Source organism: Saccharopolyspora pogona (assembly GCF_014697215.1).
GTDB classification, from domain to species: domain Bacteria; phylum Actinomycetota; class Actinomycetes; order Mycobacteriales; family Pseudonocardiaceae; genus Saccharopolyspora; species Saccharopolyspora hattusasensis.
In genome coordinates this window covers 44,264-65,507 of record NZ_CP031142.1, presented here as the reverse complement: position 1 = coordinate 65,507, position 21,244 = coordinate 44,264, and the positions used below count along the sequence as shown (strand labels likewise).

Genomic DNA, 21,244 nt, shown 5'->3' with positions numbered 1-21,244 from the left:
CAGCTCATCAAACATCACGACCCCGATCCACGTGCGGGCCAGTACGGATAAACCTCCGCGGGATTGTCGGGCAAAAGTCTGGTCCTGCAATCCATCAACGCCTCGCCCAGATCATACTTATAAGTAACCCGGCTGGGCTCAGCCTGGCTGGGATCGTCTTCGTTGTTGATGAACTCGATCCACCCATATCCGGCGGGACGGAATCGAACGCTACCATCGCCTTGCCGTTCGTAATCGCCGGCAAGCAGACGCCCGTCCGGGGTTCTGTACACGCCCGACTTAGTCGCCAATACCGGCCCTTTAACGACCCTCAGCACAGCTGACAGCAGCGCACCGGATGCGCGGGGAATCGCCAGCAAAGTCCACATTCCTTCGCCGTACCATCCGTCTCCGACCTTGTACGCCTCGAGGAAGCGGGCGAACAGCTCAAAATCGATCACCACCCCATTCCGGAGGCGAATCCCGGAACGGTCTGACGTCATCCGGGCCACGACGAGGCTCGTGTCCTTGTACAACTGGTACGAGTACGCCTTGGCGACGATCTGCGCCTTCGAAGCATCCGGTCCCGGGAACAGCACCGACTGTTGGGGCAGGCCCACGATCAGCGCCGGGTAGTCGCTAACGCGATCAGTAAACTTCCACGGGCGTGTCCAGGCGAAAAGCTGCACCGTCTGCGCCTGCGCGGCCTCGCTCAGCGGCAACAACTCCAGGAACTCCGCCAGCTTCTCCAGCCAGGCCCCCTCATCCCTGCTCTGGTCGTCATAACCCAGCAGATCCGGATCACCCATCAACCGATCCAGCTCCCGGTAGATCGCCGGATCGGTACCGGCCAGCATCATCGCCGCGCTCAACTCGGCCCGCACCTGCCACAACCCGGGATTCCCGGTCAGCTCACCCGCGTCCCCAGCCCACACCCGGAACTCAAGCCGATCGCTGTCAAATCCAACGGCTCCAAAACGCACCGCCCGATACTTATCGTCCGGGTTGGGAAGGGAGTCGTACCCGTCGGCACCGGTGCCGTCCACCGCGTACGGATCCGACGGAAGCGGAATCGGCCCAGCGTACGTGACGTCACGTTGCTTCGACTCGTCGCCGCCTGCAACGTTACCCAACCGGAAAAGCAACGCCTCGAAGACCTTCGCGACCTGCGCCACACGCACGTACTGCACAGGGGTCAACTGCCAGTCGAAACTGACATTGATGTGCCCCCCTGACTCCGAGCCATAACCGCCCTGCCGCTGTATCGCGCTCAGCAACTTCTCCATACTGGGCCACACCTGCTCGCTGACGGGCCGCTTAGTGTCATTACGCAGGATCGGCGATGTCGCCTCCACCTCGAAACGCTCCTCCTCCTCTTGCAACGCCCACTTACCGTCAAACAGAATCTCCTCGTAATCCTCCATGTAAGGCAACAGCTTCGAGCCGTGGGCGGTCTGCCAATCCACCAGCCCCTCTCGTTCGAGCTCCGCCCCCAGACTGTCGACCCGCGCATCGAAATCATCGCCCGGGAGCTTGAACTCGACCTCGAACCCCAGACGCACATCCGACCGAGAGCTCACCCCACCCGGCACACCGTCCCCGAAATAAGTGACCGGAACACGCCCCTGCCCCTGCGCAATCGCCCGCTTCGCCCGCACATACACCTCACGCACCTTCGCCCGGCGAGCATTGCGCAACCTCCCCTCCGCCGCCTCCACCCCAGGCAAACTCTCCTCAACATTCTGCAAATCCGCGGAAGTCCAATGACCCTGCCGCACCATGTTCTTCGCAGTTTCGACGTTCGCACGCACACCGTTCGGATCGAAATCCGACGGCATCGCCCCCAAATGCCGCTCCATCCGACCCGTCAGCTCAGCCAACCTCGCAATCCCATCCGGCACGAACTTCGCCAACTCAGCCTGCAACACCGCCACCTCGGCACGCAAAGCCCTCTCCGACTCCCACAACGCCTGCCGATCCTCATCCCGCCCCTGCACCGCCTCCAACTCCGCCTTCCGCGCCTCAAGCAACTCCACCGCATCCTGCAAAGCCGCAATCCGCTCCCGAATCTCAACCACAGTCGACGCAGCCTGCTCCTCCGGCCCCCTCTGATCCCCGGCACCGCCCGCGGTGTCATCCACCGGCACCGCAGCATCCGACTGTGAAGGCCCACCGCTGGTGTGCCGACCCGATCCCGCCGCGGACTCCCCCAAACGCCCGCCCTGATCCGCCGGCCCGGCCCCGGCCTGAATGCTCAGCCCGCTGCCGCCCTTCGCCGCGTTCGTGCCCAGCCGCTCCGCCAACAACCGGGAAAACTCCACCACCTGGCCCCGGTGATCACCACCGAGCTCACGGCGCTTAGCCGCGACCAACGCCACCACCTCGTCCACCGACACGGCAGCACCCCGACCAGCCAGCCTCCGGATGTCATGCGTGCCCTGCACAATCAGCCGCACCGCGTCCTTGTCCTCCGGGAACAAGTCCAGCTGCCTCGCCCGCTCGATCTCCCCCCGCACATCCGAGTCCGACCACTCCCACACCGGCGCTGTCCCCGACGCGTCATCCGTCATCTCGGCCAACTCCGCCTGCAACCCCTCGATACGCCGCTGCGCCTTCTCCCAGCGCCCCCGCAAACCCTGATCGAACATCGGCAACGTCGCCAACTCCGCCCGCAAAACCTCGTCCCAACGCGGCAACGCCTTCAACGAAGCCAATTCAGACTCAGCGTCCTCCAGCGACTCCCGCAGCTGCGCAACCCGCAAATCCTGCCCCCCATCGCGGGTCGCACTCCCCACCTGCTCCTGCTCAACCTCACCCAACCCCCCCTGCGTCTCCCCCCACTCCGCCTGCACAGCCGCATCCTGCGACGCCCCTCCCTGTTCGCGCCTCCGCTTGTCATCCGCAATCTCGGCCAACTCCGCCTGCAACCCCTCGATACGCCGCTGCGCCTTCTCCCAGCGCCCCCGCAAACCCTGATCGAACATCGGCAACGTCGCCAACTCCGCCCGCAAAACCTCGTCCCAACGCGGCAACGCCTTCAACGAAGCCAATTCAGACTCAGCGTCCTCCAGCGACTCCCGCAGCTGCGCAACCCGCAAATCCTGCCCCCCATCGCGGGTCGCACTCCCCACCTGCTCCTGCTCAACCTCACCCAACCCCCCCTGCGTCTCCCCCCACTCCGCCTGCACAGCCGCATCCGACTCCTGCAACGCCCCCAATCCCGTCTGCCCATCCTCGCCCGAAACCGACGAGGATGCCGCAGCCCGCCCCTCCCCACCTGAATCCCCCACCACCTCATCAAACGACGCACCGACATCAACGCCCCCATCCGACCACGCGTCCCGATCAGCCCCACTCTGCTCCGCCGAACCCGCATCCCGCGACACACCCAAATCCGCATTCGCCTGCTCAAGCCGCTCATCGAGATCGACGCTCCCAACCGGCGACGCTTCCCGTCCAGCCCCAGCCGACTCCGATACCCCGCTCAGCTCCATTGCATCCTGCTCGTCCTGCCGCCCACTTGCCTCCAAACCCGCAATCCGCCCCAGCCCATTGAGCTTCTTCTTCTTTTCCGCCAGCCTTCCCATCGTCTCCTTCAACGGCTCCGCAACATCAGCCAACCTAAACACCTGTTCCCGCAACATTTCCAGCCTGTCCTCAACCTCGATACTCTCCGGCAACGCCTCCAACGCCTTGATCTCCTCAGCAGCTCTACTCCTTATCAATTCTTGTTTCTGCAGATTCCTTTTCTTCTTTGTGTACGTTGCTATTTCCCGCCGCAAATTGAGCTCAGTCTGCTTCTCCGAAGTCAGCCGCCCCAACTTCTCCAACTTCTCCAACTTCGCAATCTCGGCGGCGGCGGTGGCCCTTCTCGCTGCTTGACCCTCCCTGTTCATCCGCTTCCACTGCTCCTCCTTCGGCTCGAGCTCCGCCAGCTCTTTCTCCTCCTCCGAATCCAGCTGCCCCTTCCCCTTCAACTCCGCAACCCGGGCGACGCCGGCCTTTTTCCCCTGGGACCGCTTCGCGTTAGATTCCCTCAGTTGCTGCTTCCGCTGCTCCACCTTCGGCTCGAGCTCCGCCAACTCCTTCTTCTCCTCCGAATCCAGCTGCCCCTTCCCCTTCAACTCCGCAACCCGGGCAGCGTAGTTCTTTCTCTTCTGGGCCTGCCTCGCGTTCTTTCCCTGCTTGTTCCGCTTCCGCTGCTCCACCTTCGGCTCGAGCTCCGCCAACTCCTCCTTCTCCTTCGAATTCAGTTGCCCCTTACCCTTCAACTCCGCAACCCGGGCAACGTCAGCCTTTCTCGCCTGGACCTGCCTCGCGTTTTCTTCCTTCTTTTTCCGCTTCCGCTCCGCAATCCGCGCGTCCTGTGCTGCCTGATCGGTCGGCGCGGACCCATCGCCCTCGCCGCCTTGATTCCCGGAATCGATCCCAGCAGCAACGGTTGCTTCCGCCTTCCGCCGCTTGGACGCCCGGGAACTCACGCCAGCCTCCCCCCTCGTCCTCTTCCTGCCCTTCGTGCCCCTCTGATCTGCGGCACCGCCCGCGGTGTCATCCACCGGCACCGCAACATCCGACTGTGAAGGCCCACCGCTGGTGTGCCGACCCGATCCCGCCGCGGATTCCCCGAACGCCCCGCCTGATCCGCCGGCCCGGCCCCGGCCTGGATGCTCAGCCCGCTGCCGCCCTTCGCCGCGTTCGTGCCCAGCCGCTCCGCCAACAACCGGGAAAACTCCACCACCTGGCCCCGGTGATCACCACCGAGCTCACGGCGCTTGGCCGCGACCAAGGCCACCACATCGTCCACCGACACGGCAGCTCCCCGACCAGCCAGCTTCCGGGGGTCATGCGTGCCCTGCACAATCAGCCGCACCGCGTCCTTTTCCTCGCTGGACAAGTCCACCTGCCTCGCCCGCTCGATCTCCCCCCGCACATCCGCGTCCGACCACTCCCGCACCGGCGCTGTGCCCGACGCTGCCGTACCAGCCGGAACACCAGCCGAGGCCTCCGCCAGACCGGCCAAGCCAGCACGCCCCCCGGCCGGCACCGGGGCACCGGGCCCGGTCACCGGCCTAGCCGAACCATCCGCCGCGAACACCGTCCACTGTGGCGTGCCCCCGCCCGGCCCCGGCGTCAACGCGACCACCACACGCCCCAGACCCCGCGCCAGATCCGACCCCTGACCCGGCGACACCACCACACCCACATTCGAATTGCCTTGAGACACCAACACCACCAGCCCACCCGTAGAACCCGCCACACCGCCCCGCACGAACTCCGCCAACCCGCCACCAGCAACCACATCCGCCGGCACCGCCACCCGCACCGTGTCCACCGGCAACCCCACAGGCACGGGCACCGCGCGTGCGGGCCAGTACCGATAAACCTCAGCAGGATTGTCGGGCAAAAGTCCGGTTCTGGAAACCATCAACGCCTCGCCCAGATCAAACTTACCGGTAACCCGGCCGGGCTCGTCTTCGTTGTTGGTGACTTCGATCCACCCCTCTCTGGCGGGACGGAATTGAACGCGACCATCGCTTTGCCGTTCGTAATCGCCGGCAAGCAGACGCCCGTCCGGGGTTCTGTACACGTCCGACTTAGTCGCCAATACCGGCCCGTTAACGACCCTCAGCACCTCTGACAGCAGCGCATCGGAGGCGCGGGGAATCGCCAGCAAAGTCCACATTTCTTCGTCGTACCATCCGTGTCCGACCTTGTTAATCTCGAGTAAGCGGGCGAACTCCGCAAAATCGATCGCCTGCCCATTCCGGAGGCGAATCCCGGAACGGTCTGACGTCATCCGGGCCACGACGAGGCTCGCGTCCTTGTACAACTGGTACGAGTACGCCTGGGCGACGACCTGCGCCTTCGAAGCACCTGGGGCCGGGACCAACACCGACTGTTGGGGCAGGCTCACGATCAGCGCCGGGTAGCCTTCTTCGATATCGCTGAGCTTCCACGGGCGTGTCCAGGCGAAAAGCTGCACCACCTGCACCTGCGCGGCCTCGCTCAGCGGCAACAACTCCAGGAACTCCGCCAGCTTCTCCAGCCAGGCCCCCTCGTCCCTGGTCTGGTCGTCATAACCCAGCAGATCCGGATCACCCATCAACCGATCCAGCTCCCGGTAGATCGCCGAATCGGTACCGGCCAGCATCATCGCCGCGCTCAACTCGGCCCGCACCTGCCACAACCCGGGATTCTTGGTCAGCTCACCCGCGTCCCCAGCCCACACCCGGAACTCCAACCGATCGTCCTCAAATCCGAGGACGTCAAAACGCACCGCACGATTCTTGTCCCTCAGATTGGGAAGGGATCGGTACCCGTCGGAACCAGTGCCGTCCACTGTGTACGGATCCGACGGAAGCGGAATCGGCCCAGCGTACGTGACGTCGCGTTGCTTCGACTCGTCGCCGCCTGCAACGTTACCCAACCGGTAGAGCACCGCCTCGAAGACCTTCGCGATTTGCGCCACACGCACGTACTGCACAGGAGTCAACTGCCAGTCAAAACTGACATTGATATGCCCCCCTGACTCCGAGCCATAACCGCCCTGCCGCTGTACCGCGCTCAGCAACTTCTCCATACTGGGCCACACCTGCTCCCTGATGGGCCGCTTAGTGTCATTACGCAGGATCGGCGATGTCGCCTCCACCTCGAAACGCTCCGCCTCCTCGATCAACGCCCACCTACCGTCAAGCAGAATCTCCTCGACAGCATCCTCATCTAACATATCGACCAGCTTCGAGCCGTGGGCGGTCCGCCAATCCACCAGCCCCTCTCGTTCGAGCTCCGCCCCCAGACTGTCGACCCGCGCATCGAAATCATCGCCCGGGAGCTTGAACTCGACCTCGAACCCCAGACGCACATCCGACCGAGAGCTCACCCCACCCGGCACACCGTCCCCGAAATAAGTGACCGGAACACGCCCCTGCCCCTGCGCAATCGCCCGCTTCGCCCGCACATACACCTCACGCACCTTCGCCCGGCGAGCATTGCGCAACCTCCCCTCCGCCGCCTCCACCCCAGGCAAACTCTCCTCAACATTCTGCAAATCCGCGGAAGTCCAATGACCCTGCCGCACCATGTTCTTCGCAGTTTCGACGTTCGCACGCACACCGTTCGGATCGAAATCCGACGGCATCGCCCCCAAATGCCGCTCCATCCGACCCGTCAGCTCAGCCAACCTCGCAATCCCATCCGGCACGAACTTCGCCAACTCAGCCTGCAACACCGCCACCTCGGCACGCAAAGCCCTCTCCGACTCCCACAACGCCTGCCGATCCTCATCCCGCCCCTGCACCGCCTCCAACTCCGCCTTCCGCGCCTCAAGCAACTCCACCGCATCCTGCAAAGCCGCAATCCGCTCCCGAATCTCAACCACAGTCGACGCAGCCTGCTCCTCCGGCCCCCTCTGATCCCCGGCACCGCCCGCGGTGTCATCCACCGGCACCGCAGCATCCGACTGTGAAGGCCCACCGCTGGTGTGCCGACCCGATCCCGCCGCGGACTCCCCCAAACGCCCGCCCTGATCCGCCGGCCCGGCCCCGGCCTGAATGCTCAGCCCGCTGCCGCCCTTCGCCGCGTTCGTGCCCAGCCGCTCCGCCAACAACCGGGAAAACTCCACCACCTGGCCCCGGTGATCACCACCGAGCTCACGGCGCTTAGCCGCGACCAACGCCACCACCTCGTCCACCGACACGGCAGCACCCCGACCAGCCAGCCTCCGGATGTCATGCGTGCCCTGCACAATCAGCCGCACCGCGTCCTTGTCCTCCGGGAACAAGTCCAGCTGCCTCGCCCGCTCGATCTCCCCCCGCACATCCGAGTCCGACCACTCCCACACCGGCGCTGTCCCCGACGCGTCATCCGTCATCTCGGCCAACTCCGCCTGCAACCCCTCGATACGCCGCTGCGCCTTCTCCCAGCGCCCCCGCAAACCCTGATCGAACATCGGCAACGTCGCCAACTCCGCCCGCAAAACCTCGTCCCAACGCGGCAACGCCTTCAACGAAGCCAATTCAGACTCAGCGTCCTCCAGCGACTCCCGCAGCTGCGCAACCCGCAAATCCTGCCCCCCATCGCGGGTCGCACTCCCCACCTGCTCCTGCTCAACCTCACCCAACCCCCCCTGCGTCTCCCCCCACTCCGCCTGCACAGCCGCATCCGACTCCTGCAACGCCCCCAATCCCGTCTGCCCATCCTCGCCCGAAACCGACGAGGATGCCGCAGCCCGCCCCTCCCCACCTGAATCCCCCACCACCTCATCAAACGACGCACCGACATCAACGCCCCCATCCGACCACGCGTCCCGATCAGCCCCACTCTGCTCCGCCGAACCCGCATCCCGCGACACACCCAAATCCGCATTCGCCTGCTCAAGCCGCTCATCGAGATCGACGCTCCCAACCGGCGACGCTTCCCGTCCAGCCCCAGCCGACTCCGATACCCCGCTCAGCTCCATTGCATCCTGCTCGTCCTGCCGCCCACTTGCCTCCAAACCCGCAATCCGCCCCAGCCCATTGAGCTTCTTCTTCTTTTCCGCCAGCCTTCCCATCGTCTCCTTCAACGGCTCCGCAACATCAGCCAACCTAAACACCTGTTCCCGCAACATTTCCAGCCTGTCCTCAACCTCGATACTCTCCGGCAACGCCTCCAACGCCTTGATCTCCTCAGCAGCTCTACTCCTTATCAATTCTTGTCTCTTCAGATTCCTTTTCTTCTTTGTGTACGTTGCTATTTCCCGCCGCAAATTGAGCTCAGTCTGCTTCTCCGAAGTCAGCCGCCCCAACTTCTCCAACTTCGCAATCTCGGCGGCGGCGGTGGCCCTTCTCGCTGCTTCACCCTCCCTGTTCATCCGCTTCCACTGCTCCACCTTCGGCTCGAGCTCCGCCAGCTCTTTCTCCTCCTCCGAATCCAGCTGCCCCTTCCCCTTTAACTCCGCAACCCGGGCAGCCTCGTTCATCCTCCCCCGGCCGCCCCTCTCCCTTTCCTTCCTTTTCTGCTCCTGTTGCGCCTTCGGCTGGAGCCTCGCCAGCTCCGCCGCCTGCCCCTCAGTCAGCGGCCTCGCCAACTCCTCCATCTCCGCAACCCGGTCAGCTGCGTCCATCAACCCCTTGCGATACTTCGCCTGATTTCTCGCCCTTCTCTGCTTCCGGTCCGCCGCCTTCTGCTGGAGCGCCGCCAGCTCTTCCTTCTCCTCCGCCGGAGCCGACTGCCCCGCCTGCCACCGCAACCACTCTTGCTCCAGCGCACCAAGCTTGCTGAACACCGGCCTCGACCGCTCCGCCTCACCCCGCAAGTCCTCACGCGTCCACCCAAGACCGTCCGGACTCACCCCGGATACCGCGGGATCACGCACGACCGGACCCGGCTCGACCCAGATCTCCACCCGCGTCGGTCCCCCGGCATGCAAGAACTGCGGCGCTGCCACCAACCCGACATCACCGACCCCGAAACGAGCACCACGGAGAATATCACTCTGCTCAAGGTCAAGCATGCGACGCAGATCATGCGCGACCAAAGAGAAATCATGCCCGGCCTGCGACATACCACCGGGCTTACTACCAAGATCGCCACGCACAACGTAACGGACACGGGGCCGGCGTCCCTCCCGCACCGCAGCGACGGCCTTCTGCGCCACCCGATACAAGCCCAGACGGTTATCTGGCCGCACCCGGGCATCCTCCCGGATGGTCAGGCTCGCATCACTGGGAGCACCCGCCAGCGCGGGATCGGTACGGGCATGGGCAAGTTGCGTCTCGTAATGCCGCTTGGCCTGCCACCACTTCTCTTCCGCGTCCCGTGCACGCGTATCCGCCTCGTCCCAAACCTGCTGCGCCCTCTCCCTACGATCCGCCGCAGCCAGCCGCTCCCCACCATCAGCCCGCGCTTCAGCCTGCGTGGCCTGCGACAACTCGAAACCCGCGGCGCGTTGCCGGTCACTCGCGGAAGCCCATTCCCGGTCCCGCTCAGCGAACTCCCTCGTCGCGGCCACCAACCCCGCCGGCAACTCCCCACCACGATCGCTACGGCGGATCACATAACCCGCCCCGAACTTGGCACTGACACCGGCCCGCCGCTTACCGATGCTGTGCTCAGCCGGAGTAGCCAGCATGCGGAACTCCGCGCCGTGCAGCCAGGTACTGGTGATGTCCTTCAACGACGAACCCGCACCCTCGCTGGGAATCGATTCGCGGACCGTCTCGGATTTCGTGTGGTGTTCGGTTTCGGATTCGTGCCCGCCACGGGAGATGAGCGGAATGTTCCAGTCACCACCCTGACCGAACTCGTGACGGCCCTCCTCGTAAGTCTTCGCACCCTCAGGATGCGACACACCCCCAGCGAAAAACGGTGCACCGAACACCGCATGCCCGCTACCCGAACCGGTCTCCTTCTCCTCCGCTGAACGATCACTCGACGAACCATCCAGCTTGATTCGCCCACTCGTCGAGGAAAGCGCACCCCGATCCGGAATCTTCACATCCAGATCAAGGTTCACACCCAGCCCAGGCGGCAACTCCACCGGCACAGTCTTGGGTTTCGGATCCGTCAACGGGCCCAGCAGCGCCTCCACACGATGCGGGGTGAACCACGCCCGCAAGCTCCGCCGCGCCTCCGCCGTCACCGAACCCCCCGCCGAAGTGATCGCTTCCTCCGCCGCGGCGACCAGATCCCCGGCACGCCCCCGGAACTCCACCGCCCGGAACTCCTCGGCACTGGGCAAAACCTCAGCGTCCTGATCAGACTTCCAGCCCTGGATGGCCTCGTCCGTCACCTGCGACACCGTCAGACCAGTAATCTCAGCCACACCAGACCGCTGAGCCAAATCCTCGGGCAGAGTGTCCTCCACCGCCGTGCTCACCCCGACCATGCGAACGTCCGGGGCCGCGGCGATCCGCTCCCCCTGACGCTCGATACGCACATCGAAAAGCACCTCCGCACGATGCGAAGCCAACGCACCCGAAACCGTCTCCGAACTCGAATAACTCGTAGTCGCAGTCTGCGTACGACTACGGACCTGCTTCAGCCACTCGGCGACGTGGATGAACCCCAAGCCCAACCTGCCATAAGGCGGCCCATGCTGCGGAATCGACTCACCACCCACCGACCCGACTCCACCCGGGGAATCGGACCCGTGCATCACCACACCCGGGATCGCGCCCGACATCACTTCGAGGAACACCCCGGTGAGGCTACGGATCTTGTTTACGGCGATAGACGCCACACTGGCCGCCGCAAGCCCACCGTGCTTGATCCCTTCCACCTCCGGCTCACCCAAAAGCTCAGCGCCCACATGAAGTTCGTAAGTGTGCCCCTTCCAGCGGCCTTCCCACCGCAGCTGTGTGCTGGCCCCCCCATTCGCGAGATCACCGAGCTTGGCCTGCACATTGGACAAAAACTGCTCAGCCGTACGGTCGTTGCCCAAAGGCGTGCCCTGCGCGGAAACCGGCAGCAACCAGTCAGCCGCATCAGGACCAAGTCCGGGCCGCTCGGAAATCTGCTTGCGCAACACCCGAATCCGGTCACTCAAATCCACCGGCTCGATAACCCCCCGACTCCACGACGGAGAAGCCAGCCTATGCCCAGAAGGAACCCTCACCACATCGCTAGACAAACCCCCCGCCGAACCCTCCGCCACATCCCTAGACAAACCCCCCGCCACGCCCGTGGGCGGCTTCTCCGCCACGCCTGTGGGCGGCTCATTCGCCACGCCCGTGGGCGGCTCATTCGCTTCGGTGGGCATCGCCACTTCGTGTGCTCGCTGCGCCTCGAACTCGGCCTGCCTGGTCTTGATCTCCTGCAGTTGCCGGTCGTCCACCCACACCGTCGTCGACGCAGGCAGCGTGAACCGCTCGGCGGAACGGGCGAGCGGCTTGCCCTTGAACAACCCGATTTTGTCGATCTTGCCCACGGTCTTCACCTCGGCGCCGACGGTAGCCTCGAGGTCCACCGTGACCAGGTGGAGTTCCCGCGGTGTACCCATCTCCGACCGGGTGAGGGCGCTGTCACTCGCATGTCCCCGTTCCCGCCGGTAGCTACCCGCCCCCGGGACCCACTCCTGGAGCACGGAACCCGCTATGACGCCAGTGTGTTCATCCACCGGGACCATCACGGGCTCGATTGAATTCAACCAGAAGAAAGTCCCGGACTTACTGCTGCCCGTGGCGCGGCCACCGGTCACCGACCGCGTCGGCTGCTCCCAGATCCTGACCGGATTACCCTCACCATCCAGCACCGGCTCGGGATTGCGCGGCATGAACGAATACTCGACCACACCATGCTGATCCCGGCGGCGCTTCTCCGACAACAACCCATCCACCCGGAACTTCTTACTGAAAGCACGCGGAGTCGCCCGCACCTCATGAAGCGAGATCCCGCGATCGATCAGGTTCGCGTTACCGCCGAGCTCCCACACCCGGTGCCCGGAAAGTTCCCTGAGCTGCCGGTACGCCGATTCCCGAAGATGTTTCAAACCATGCAGGGACACCACCGGCATACCATCGAAAACCCGGGACAGATCCTGCCGCATCGTCTCATCATCATAAGACACCACAGTCCGCTCAACGGGTTCCACGGCAGCGGCACGCAACTCCTCCAACTCGGCCTTGAGCTGATCGGCCTGCCACGCAGGCAGCTCCACAACGATGTCGGTCTCCACCACACCCGGATCCCGGCCCTCCGCCTGGGCCGACGCATCCACCATCGGCAACGGGTCAACCGCCGGCGTGTGCATCCCCGGCCTGCCGATCGTCACACCCTTGACCAGCTGGTTCCATTCCTGCCAATGCGTCCCCGACGCCGTGTACCGCACCCGGAAAGCCAGCCGCTTACGCGGCTGCGTGCCCACACCACCCGTGGCCGGCTCCTTGCCCCGATCCCCGCCGAAGGACAACGAGGTGTCCTCCCCCACGTGCGAGGACTTGCTCCGGTCGAAACCGAACTTGTGGTAGCTGGTGACAAGAGAGAAATGGCCGGCCACCGCCGAGTAGACGCGGGCCACAAACCCACCCCCGGCCCTCCACGTCACGCCCCTACTCTGCTTAGCGGACTCCGATTCCGACATCGTCACCCCAGCATCGGCCTCGTCGACCGCACCCAAATCCCGGACCTCGCCCACCACCTCCGCCGCCACCTTCAACGACACGTGATAGTCGTGTCCCCGACCATGCTCGACCATCTCGACCGACGCGGCCTGATCGGTGAGCATGTCCTCGACCACCCGCGGTGACGACAAATGGCTACCCGCCAGCGAACCATCGATCTCATGACCCCGCGCCAGCTGCTCCCCAGCCTTGCCCGAGATTCCCTTGCCCAGCTTCGGGTCATCAAAATCGGCCACGAGATCGGTATCCCGCCAAGACCACCGGTGATGCCCCGGAATCTTATGCGCCGAGTCCCGAAGGATCCTGGCCAGCTTCGCCCCCGCACCACTGGACTCCAACGCCGCACTCGTGATGCCGGCCACACGATCCGGGTGCGCCCGGCCGTCCTCACCCAGCAGACCCGCCTCCCGCGCGGACTCCGACGGCGTCCAGTGCACACCATCAATGGCGTCATGGAACGTGATCGGGGACCGACCCGGCAAGCTGACCTGCAGGTCGTCAACAGTGCGATAACGAACGATCTGGACCTTGCGGGCAACGGTGTCGCCGGCCTTCCCCGAGGCCGCGAACTCCTTGTCATGGCTGCGACCGGCACCGGCCGCGACAAAAGGCCCTGCCGCCGCGGTGACCACCCCGACATCCACACCAGGCCCCGCCGCCCCCGAACCCTCACCCTGACGCCCCGAACCGTGAACGTTCACCGTTTCAGCGCCGCCCTCGAAAGCCGACTCCCACGGCGCGTTGTCGATCGTCTCCAGATAAGCGACCCGCCTGGAGACCGCCCGCATCCGCACACCCTGGGTACGGCTTGAGAACAAACGCTTGAACGGGTTACCCGAGCGCAGCGCCGTCTCCAACGTAACCCAGCCCCGATCGGTGGCTGCTGCTTGCTCACTCACCCGCATATCCGGCAACATCCGCTCGACATTGCCCTGGCCCAGAAACTTCCGCAGAGCTTTCCGCGAGTCCTTGTCCAGCGACCCAAACTGGGCCGCCACCTGATCATAAATATGCGGCGGCTGCCCGGACTTCGTCTTCGCCCGCAACGGTTTGCCCCGATACCGACCACGCGTCGACCCCCGGAACGTAGCCCCCTCCAGCACCGAAGCAGGCAACTCCCGCGGCGTCGGCACAACACGTTCACGCGTAGTCGGCTGCAAACCCGTGGGCACACTCAACGTGGTGCCCACCGGGTCGGTGTCAGGACGATCACGCCCACCGACGACCGTGACAGGACCAATGCTGTGCCCATCCTCATCAACCCGGGAAACCCGGAACGTCACCGGCACGAACACCGACCGCGCACCCGCATATTCACTGTCACCACCCGGCGTCGCACGCTCCGGCAACGCGATACGCATCGACCGACTATGCGTATCGGTGCGGCTCGTAGAACGATGAGAGGCCAAACCAGTCGGCACATCAACAGCACCCAAAGCGAAAAGACCCGGCACCGCAGGCACAAAGAACAACTGCCGGAAGCGCGGCCGATGACCCGACCCACTCGCCGCGCCCGCCTTATGATCCGCTGCCCAGGCCGCCGACTGCTCGGTAGCATTCCCCTCCACCGCTTCGCTGCCCCTCAAGTCGAACTCGGCCTGCACCCGCACCGCCACACCACCGACCTCAAACTCCCTACCGCCGAAGCGCTCCTCGCGGTACTCCTGGAGGCCCCCACCCAGCAAGCTGCCGATCTCATTGAGCACGGCATACTCCACCTCGTCGATACCGACCGGATCAGTACCCTCCGGCACCAAACCCTCCACAGCCTCGACGACCCGATCCGCCCCCACCGTCTGGGCAATCTGCCGCGCCGGACCCAACGAATCGCTACGGCGAAGATAACCAGGAACCCGCAACCGAGAACTGTCCTGGCGGGCATCGACACCGTCAACCCGCACCCGAGAATCCGTCGGTTGGTTCAGCGGCTCGCTGTCGTTGGACGAATCGCTTGGCCGTTCGATCCGATCCGTTCCACCGGACAGCTCGGACAGCTCAGTCAGGTTGGTCTCGGTTCGATCAGTCGGATCCACCAAGCGACCGCTATCAGAATCCGAACCAGCCCCCGAACTGGACGAACCCCAGGACGACCGGGCACCACCACCAGCGGAATAATCCCTGTCCGTCCCCACACCAGGCCAAGCCTGACGACGACGCGAACCATTCTCACCAGTGGATGTGGATCCCTCCCCCTCATCGGCCGCTTCTTTGGCGACCACAGTTTCACTTGAAACTGTGCCCTCGCCCGGCAACGCTTCCTGCTTTGACCGCACCGCCACGTGGGGAACATCGCTATCCGATACGGTCTGCTTGACGGAATCACCTTCGGCCCCCCACCCCTCCGTCACACCAACCACACCACCCTGATCCTGCGAAGCAACGTCGCCTCCCGCCAAGACAGCGCCACCGTCCACAACAGACTGCTCAGCAAGCAATGTGCCCCCGGACGGCTCCCCGTCTTCGCCCAAACGACGAAGCCGCTCCAGCAACCCTTCCCGCATCTTCTCGAACTCGGCCTCATCGAAGTCGCTCTCCGCGTCATCGATCGCCGCATCACCCGACACAACCTCGGTGGACTCCGAGCGCGCATCGCCATCGGACTGCGACAGCCCGTCCCCACCCGGCTCCGGCCCTGCGCCCGCACTCACGGCCATCACCATGACCGTCAGATGACGCAGTCGCTCCAGAAACGCCCGAGCATCCGGTTGATCATTTCCATTCGTCAGCAGCCGATGCGCGACCGCATTCCGCAAGGAATTCTGCATTCGCCCGAAGTGCTGGTCTACCTCAGCCAACACGTTGACCACAGCACCTCGACCGTGTTGAGCTTCCAACTGCCGCAACTCGCTGTCCGCTGTCGCGAGAAGCTCCCGCAATTTCCGCCTCGCGTCATTTCGGCGCTGCTCCCGCAACCCCTGAACAGCAGCGGCAGCTTTCTGTGCCCGGCTGCAGATCTCTTTGAGCCGCGTCTGCCTATTAATAGGCAACCACTCCGCGATCTCGGCTTCATATTCGGTCCGCAGGTTAGCGTTTGGCTCCACATCCTCCAAAATCTGCCGCAGAGAATCCACCGAATGTTGCAAATCGGATGTCAGCTGCCCCCTGACATCCGCAATAATTTTTCCACCCCAACCGTCATGCCTATTGAACCGAGCTCCCACAGCTCTCCTGTTAGCGTCATATCCGCGAAGTGCCTTCCCCCGCACCTCCTCCCGCGCCTCTTCTCGCAGCACCAGTTTGGCGACCTCATCGTCCGTCAAACCAGTAAGCGCCTTGCCAATCGCCACGTGCAGCTTAGCCATCTGAACCTCTTCAGATACCCTGATTCCAGGAATCTCGACCTGAGCAGCGGAAAGCAAGTTGTCGGCAGCTTTCGTGTCCGCGCCGCCACTCATGTCACCAGCCAGGTAACGGACCAGTTTCCACCGCGACTTCCGCAACTGCTGGAACTGCGGCGACTGCTGCAACTCCCGCAACTGCCCCGACTGCTCCGACTGCTCCGACTGCTCCGACTGCTCCGACTGCTCCGACTGCTCCGACTGCTCCGACTGCCGATCATCCCGCAGAATCGTCATCAACTGCTGCAACTGCTGCTCATCCTGCAGAATCGTCATCAACTGCTGCAACTGCTGCTCATCCTGCAGAATCGTCATCAACTCGTGTGCCATCAGATCTTGGAAGGGCCGCGACTTCTTAAGGGGACCCAAGATCTTGTCCGCAGCAGCGTACCAACGGTCCACCGCAGCTTGACCTTGTTCGACGGCCTTCTGCCGCAGTGCCCTACCAGCATCCGCGAACGTCTCCTTTACCTCGCCCAACTGATAAATAACCCTCAAACCTGGATCACGGTCCCCGCGCACCATCGGAGCAGCAGCTGCCGCATCCCCCGCCTGGTTCTGAGCACGATCTGCCTGCGAATGCTCCTCTTCCGCTCTCACCTGCTCGAACGCGTCACGAGTCAAACCACTCACCGCCACGCCGATATCAGGGTCACCGGCCAGATAACCAGCCAGTTCCCCTCGCACCGCCTGAGCACCGCGCCAGTTACCCGAATGCTCACCCAACCACTGCGCCAGCACAACCCCGAACCGGTTCGACGCCTTCAATGGCCCCAAAATCCCGTCCGTATCAGCCAACAACCGGGCCACAGCATAAGGACCCGCAATCCTGCGCCACTCATCCAACTGCGCCACGGCCCCGTCATACCGCTCTTTCCAGTCCCGCACCGCCAACTCACGAAGTTTCTGCTCAAATTCCAGGGTGCCGACCCCATCTCCCGGATGACTCAACATGTAATGAGCCAACACATTCCGGAGACCGTCATCGCCCCCAAAAACTCCCACGCGCTCCTCACGCGCCCGCATATCAGCGATCAGACCGTCTACGCCTACATTCACCCCGCCTACGTAAACTGGCCGCCCATCATCGCGCATCCTCTGCAACCCAGCGTCCGCGTCACGGATCAACGCCGTCAACTCGGCTGCCGCAGCAGACTCCCCTGATCGCCCCGCTGCCTGACCCTCCAGTCCCGGAACCGCACCTGGCTCCGGACCCGCACCCGCACTTATCTGCGTCAGCCGGCTCATTTGGCGCTGCAACTGTGCACGCAGTCGCAACGCAGCATCTCGATCATTCGGGAAATTCAGGTACTGGTGCGCCATCAGCACCCGAGCCACCTGGTACTCCCGAATCGTCGAGCCTAAAATGCTGTCCGCGCGCGCAAACGCCTCGTCCACATCCTGCTGGCGGTCCTGTCGAGCCTCCTCCAACTCCCGCTGCGCAACCCCGTAGGACTCCCGCAAGCTCTGCACCAACGGATCAGGGTTCATCGAACTGTCCACTGTCCGCTCGACGGATTCACCGTCGGCCCGCTGCCCCTCCGTCACACCGACAGCGACACCATCCTGCGAAACAACGTCGCCGCCCGACCAGGCAGCACCACCACCATCCACAACAGACTCCGCGACGGGCTGGTGCTCGGCACCACCCTCGGCTTCATCCACCGGCACCGCAGCATGTGGCTCTGAAGGCCCGCCGCTTTGGCCCGAACTCCAACCCGCCGCAGAAGACTCCCCTGAGCGCCCCGCCTGATCCACCGGCCCGGCGCCGGCGTGGATGGCCAGCCCGCTGCCCCGCGTACCCAGCTTTTCGGCCAGCGCCTGGGGAAACTCCACCACCTGGTCCTGGTGATCCCCGCCGAGTTCGTGGTGCTTGGCCGCGACCAGCGCCACCACATCGTTCACCGACACGTCGGCATTCCGACGCAACTTCCGGGGGTCATGCGTGCCCTGCACAATCCGCCGCGCCGCGTCCTTGTTGTCGCGGGACCAGTCCAGCTTCTTCGCCCGGTCGATCTCGCGGCGCAAATCCGACGGCGACCACTGCCCCACCGGTATCCCACCGGAATCCCGCATCGTGCCCGCCCCGACATCGTGTGTGGTGGTCACCGCGGGCTGTACCTCCCCGGCCACCGACCTCGCCTGGGCAGATGCCGTCTGGACAGCCGGTGTCTCATCCGGGGCCACTGCCTGCTGACCGGAATCCGGAACAGCAGTCGTGGCGTCCGCCAGACCGGCCACGCCCCCACGCCCCCCGGCCGGCACCGGAGCACCGGGCCCGGCCAGCGGCCTAGCCGATCCATCCGCACCGAATACCGTCCACTGCGGTGTGCGCCCGCCCTGTCCCGGCGTCATCGCGACAACATCACGCCCCATACCCTGCGCCAGGGCCGAACCCTGACCAGGCGATACCACCACACCCGCAGTCGAATTGCCTGGGGACACCAGCAGCACAGGCCCGCCCGTTGAATCCGCCACACCGCCCCGCACGAACTCCACCAACCCGCCACCAGCAACCACATCCGCGGGCACCGGCACCCGCACCGTGTCCACCGGCAACCCCACAGGCAGCACCGCCGCCGGATCCTGCCGCAGATACGGCACCGCCTGCGACCCCTCCACCGGCACCATCGCCGAATCCGGCGACACCGCAGCCCCATCCACACGATGCGAATCCCCATGCGCCGCAACCAAGTCCACATGGGAATCCCCATCGTGGCCGGGCATCCCATTCGGCGACGTCGGCTGCCCCGCGGGCACACCACTGCCGGAGTCCACGACAGACCCGGACCTGACAGTCTCCGGCAACGCGGCATCCGCGGGCACACCAGAAGCATGTGGGGTCACCGCCGGTGAGTCCGGTGTCTGCGAGGTAAGCACCTCCAGCGGCCGGTTCCCCGGCACATCCACACCATGCCCTCCGGGCACCGGATCGCCACCGGCAACCGGACGGTACGCCGGCGGCGGCGTCACCGATCGATCCTGCCCGGAACCCACTACCCCATCGGAATACACTGGCAGCGGCGTCCCCGGCCGGTCCTGCCCGGAACCGGGCACCACCGGAACACCACGAGCCGACTTCTCGCCCGGCACACTGCCATCGGCACCCCTCTTACCGTCCGTGCCGCCCACAACAGCAGACACCGGAGGGGAACCGGACACCACCAGGTCATCACCAGAGGACACCGACACCGCAGCTGAATCCACCGGCCTGACCGGGAAAACAGGGTCCACATCAGACACATCCGAGCCATCCGAGGCATCCGAGGCATCCGAGGCATCCGAGGCATCCGAGGCATCCGAGGCATCGAACGTGTTGTCCTTGCCCGGGGAGCCAGGGATATCCCCTGTCTGCGACCCGGACCCTATCCCCAGCAGCGGGGTCTTCTCCTCGTCGAACCCGCCACCATCGGTGGTGGTGGTGCCCTCACGCCGGCCGGTGCCCTCGAGGTACGGGCTCGGGCCATCCGGGTGCAGCTTGCCCCGCCACGCCAAACCCGCCAGATTCCCCACACCGGAGAACACCGACTCGAAGAAGCCCGCCGTCACCGAGAACGGGTTCCAGGTCACTTCCTGGCCCGTGGCCGCCAGATACCCCACCTCCCCGAACAACTCCGACAACGCGTTCTCCAACGCCTCCCCGACCCACTCGCCGAACCGCGCCGACCACATGCCCCGCACCGACATCCCCGCATAAAAATCCAAATGCTCCCCCACCACATCCGCGAAGCGCGCCATCGCCGACACCGGATACAACTCCGCATGCTCGGCCACCGCCTTCTTCACCGCCGCCTCCAGAATCTTCTCGTCCACCTCATCGCCCAGCCCCCGCACCAGCACCTTCGTCAACGCGTTGCTCACCAGACCGCCCAGCGCCGACAACGGCAGCAACACCAACGCCGAGAACGCCCCCATTCCCGCCGCCTGCTCCGTCAGCTTCCCATCCCACTTCTCGCTGGACTTCTCACCCAGCATCTGCAACTGGGCCTGCAGATCCGGCAGCACGTTGAACGCCACACCACCGGCCGCCGCCATCGCCAACCGCATGAACAACTGGCCCCACCACCGCGACAACAACATCCGCATCACCGCCATCCGCGCCGCCAGCCACGCCATCGACGCGCCACCGGTCGCCCCCGCCCAATACACCGCCCACGCCATCTCCAACAACAACAATTCCAAACCATAAATCGTCACCAACTTCAAATACCGCACCTGCCGCGCCAGATCCCGCACGAACACCGCCAACTCCCGCAACGCCCCCTCACCCGAGGCCAGCAACCCATCGAAAATCTCCAAACCCCCGGCGAACCGGTCCGCCGCCTTCCCCGAAAACTCCGTCCGCACCTTCCCCACCAACTCCGCCACAAAACCCCCTACCTCACCCACCCCCACCGCACCCGACTCCAACGCATCCGCCACCGCGAACAACCCACCCTCATCCGCATCCGTCATATCCTCACCCGTCAACACCTGAAAAAGCCGCCGCACCTCCTCCGGCACCATGATCGACGAAAACATCACAACCACCCAACCCCAACACCGCCACAACACATGGCAGCAACGATGTATGCGGGAATCAGCCCTTGGAACCACCGGCGCGGTGACGCACAAAAACCCGATAGCCGGGCAACCTCAGCCGCCCGGCACCCGAACCACAACACGCTTCTCACAACGAACACACGGCTCCTTCAAGCAGCAAGGTTCACCACGCCACTCGAATCCATGAAGACGTCACATTCGACGAATATGCTCGCGAGTGACGGGGAACGACAGCACGTATTCGTAGCGGTCGGGCGGAGTGGACGTCCCTCCGACACACCGCCC

At 64.6% G+C, this 21,244-nt stretch carries 2 protein-coding genes; both read right to left on the bottom strand.

Features of this window, described 5'->3' with window-relative positions:
• Positions 1 to 14 precede the first annotated feature (14 nt).
• A complete protein-coding gene (locus DL519_RS45215; protein WP_223838274.1) occupies positions 15 to 4,460 on the bottom strand; it encodes a coiled-coil domain-containing protein in 4,446 nt (1,481 codons plus the stop codon).
• The gene (locus DL519_RS00045; protein ID WP_190824588.1) at positions 4,457 to 20,938 is read right to left on the bottom strand and encodes a WXG100-like domain-containing protein; all 16,482 of its coding nucleotides are present in this window, start codon (positions 20,936 to 20,938) and stop codon (positions 4,457 to 4,459) included. Before DL519_RS00045 ends, DL519_RS45215 begins: the two co-directional genes overlap by 4 nt.
• Positions 20,939 to 21,244 lie beyond the last annotated feature (306 nt).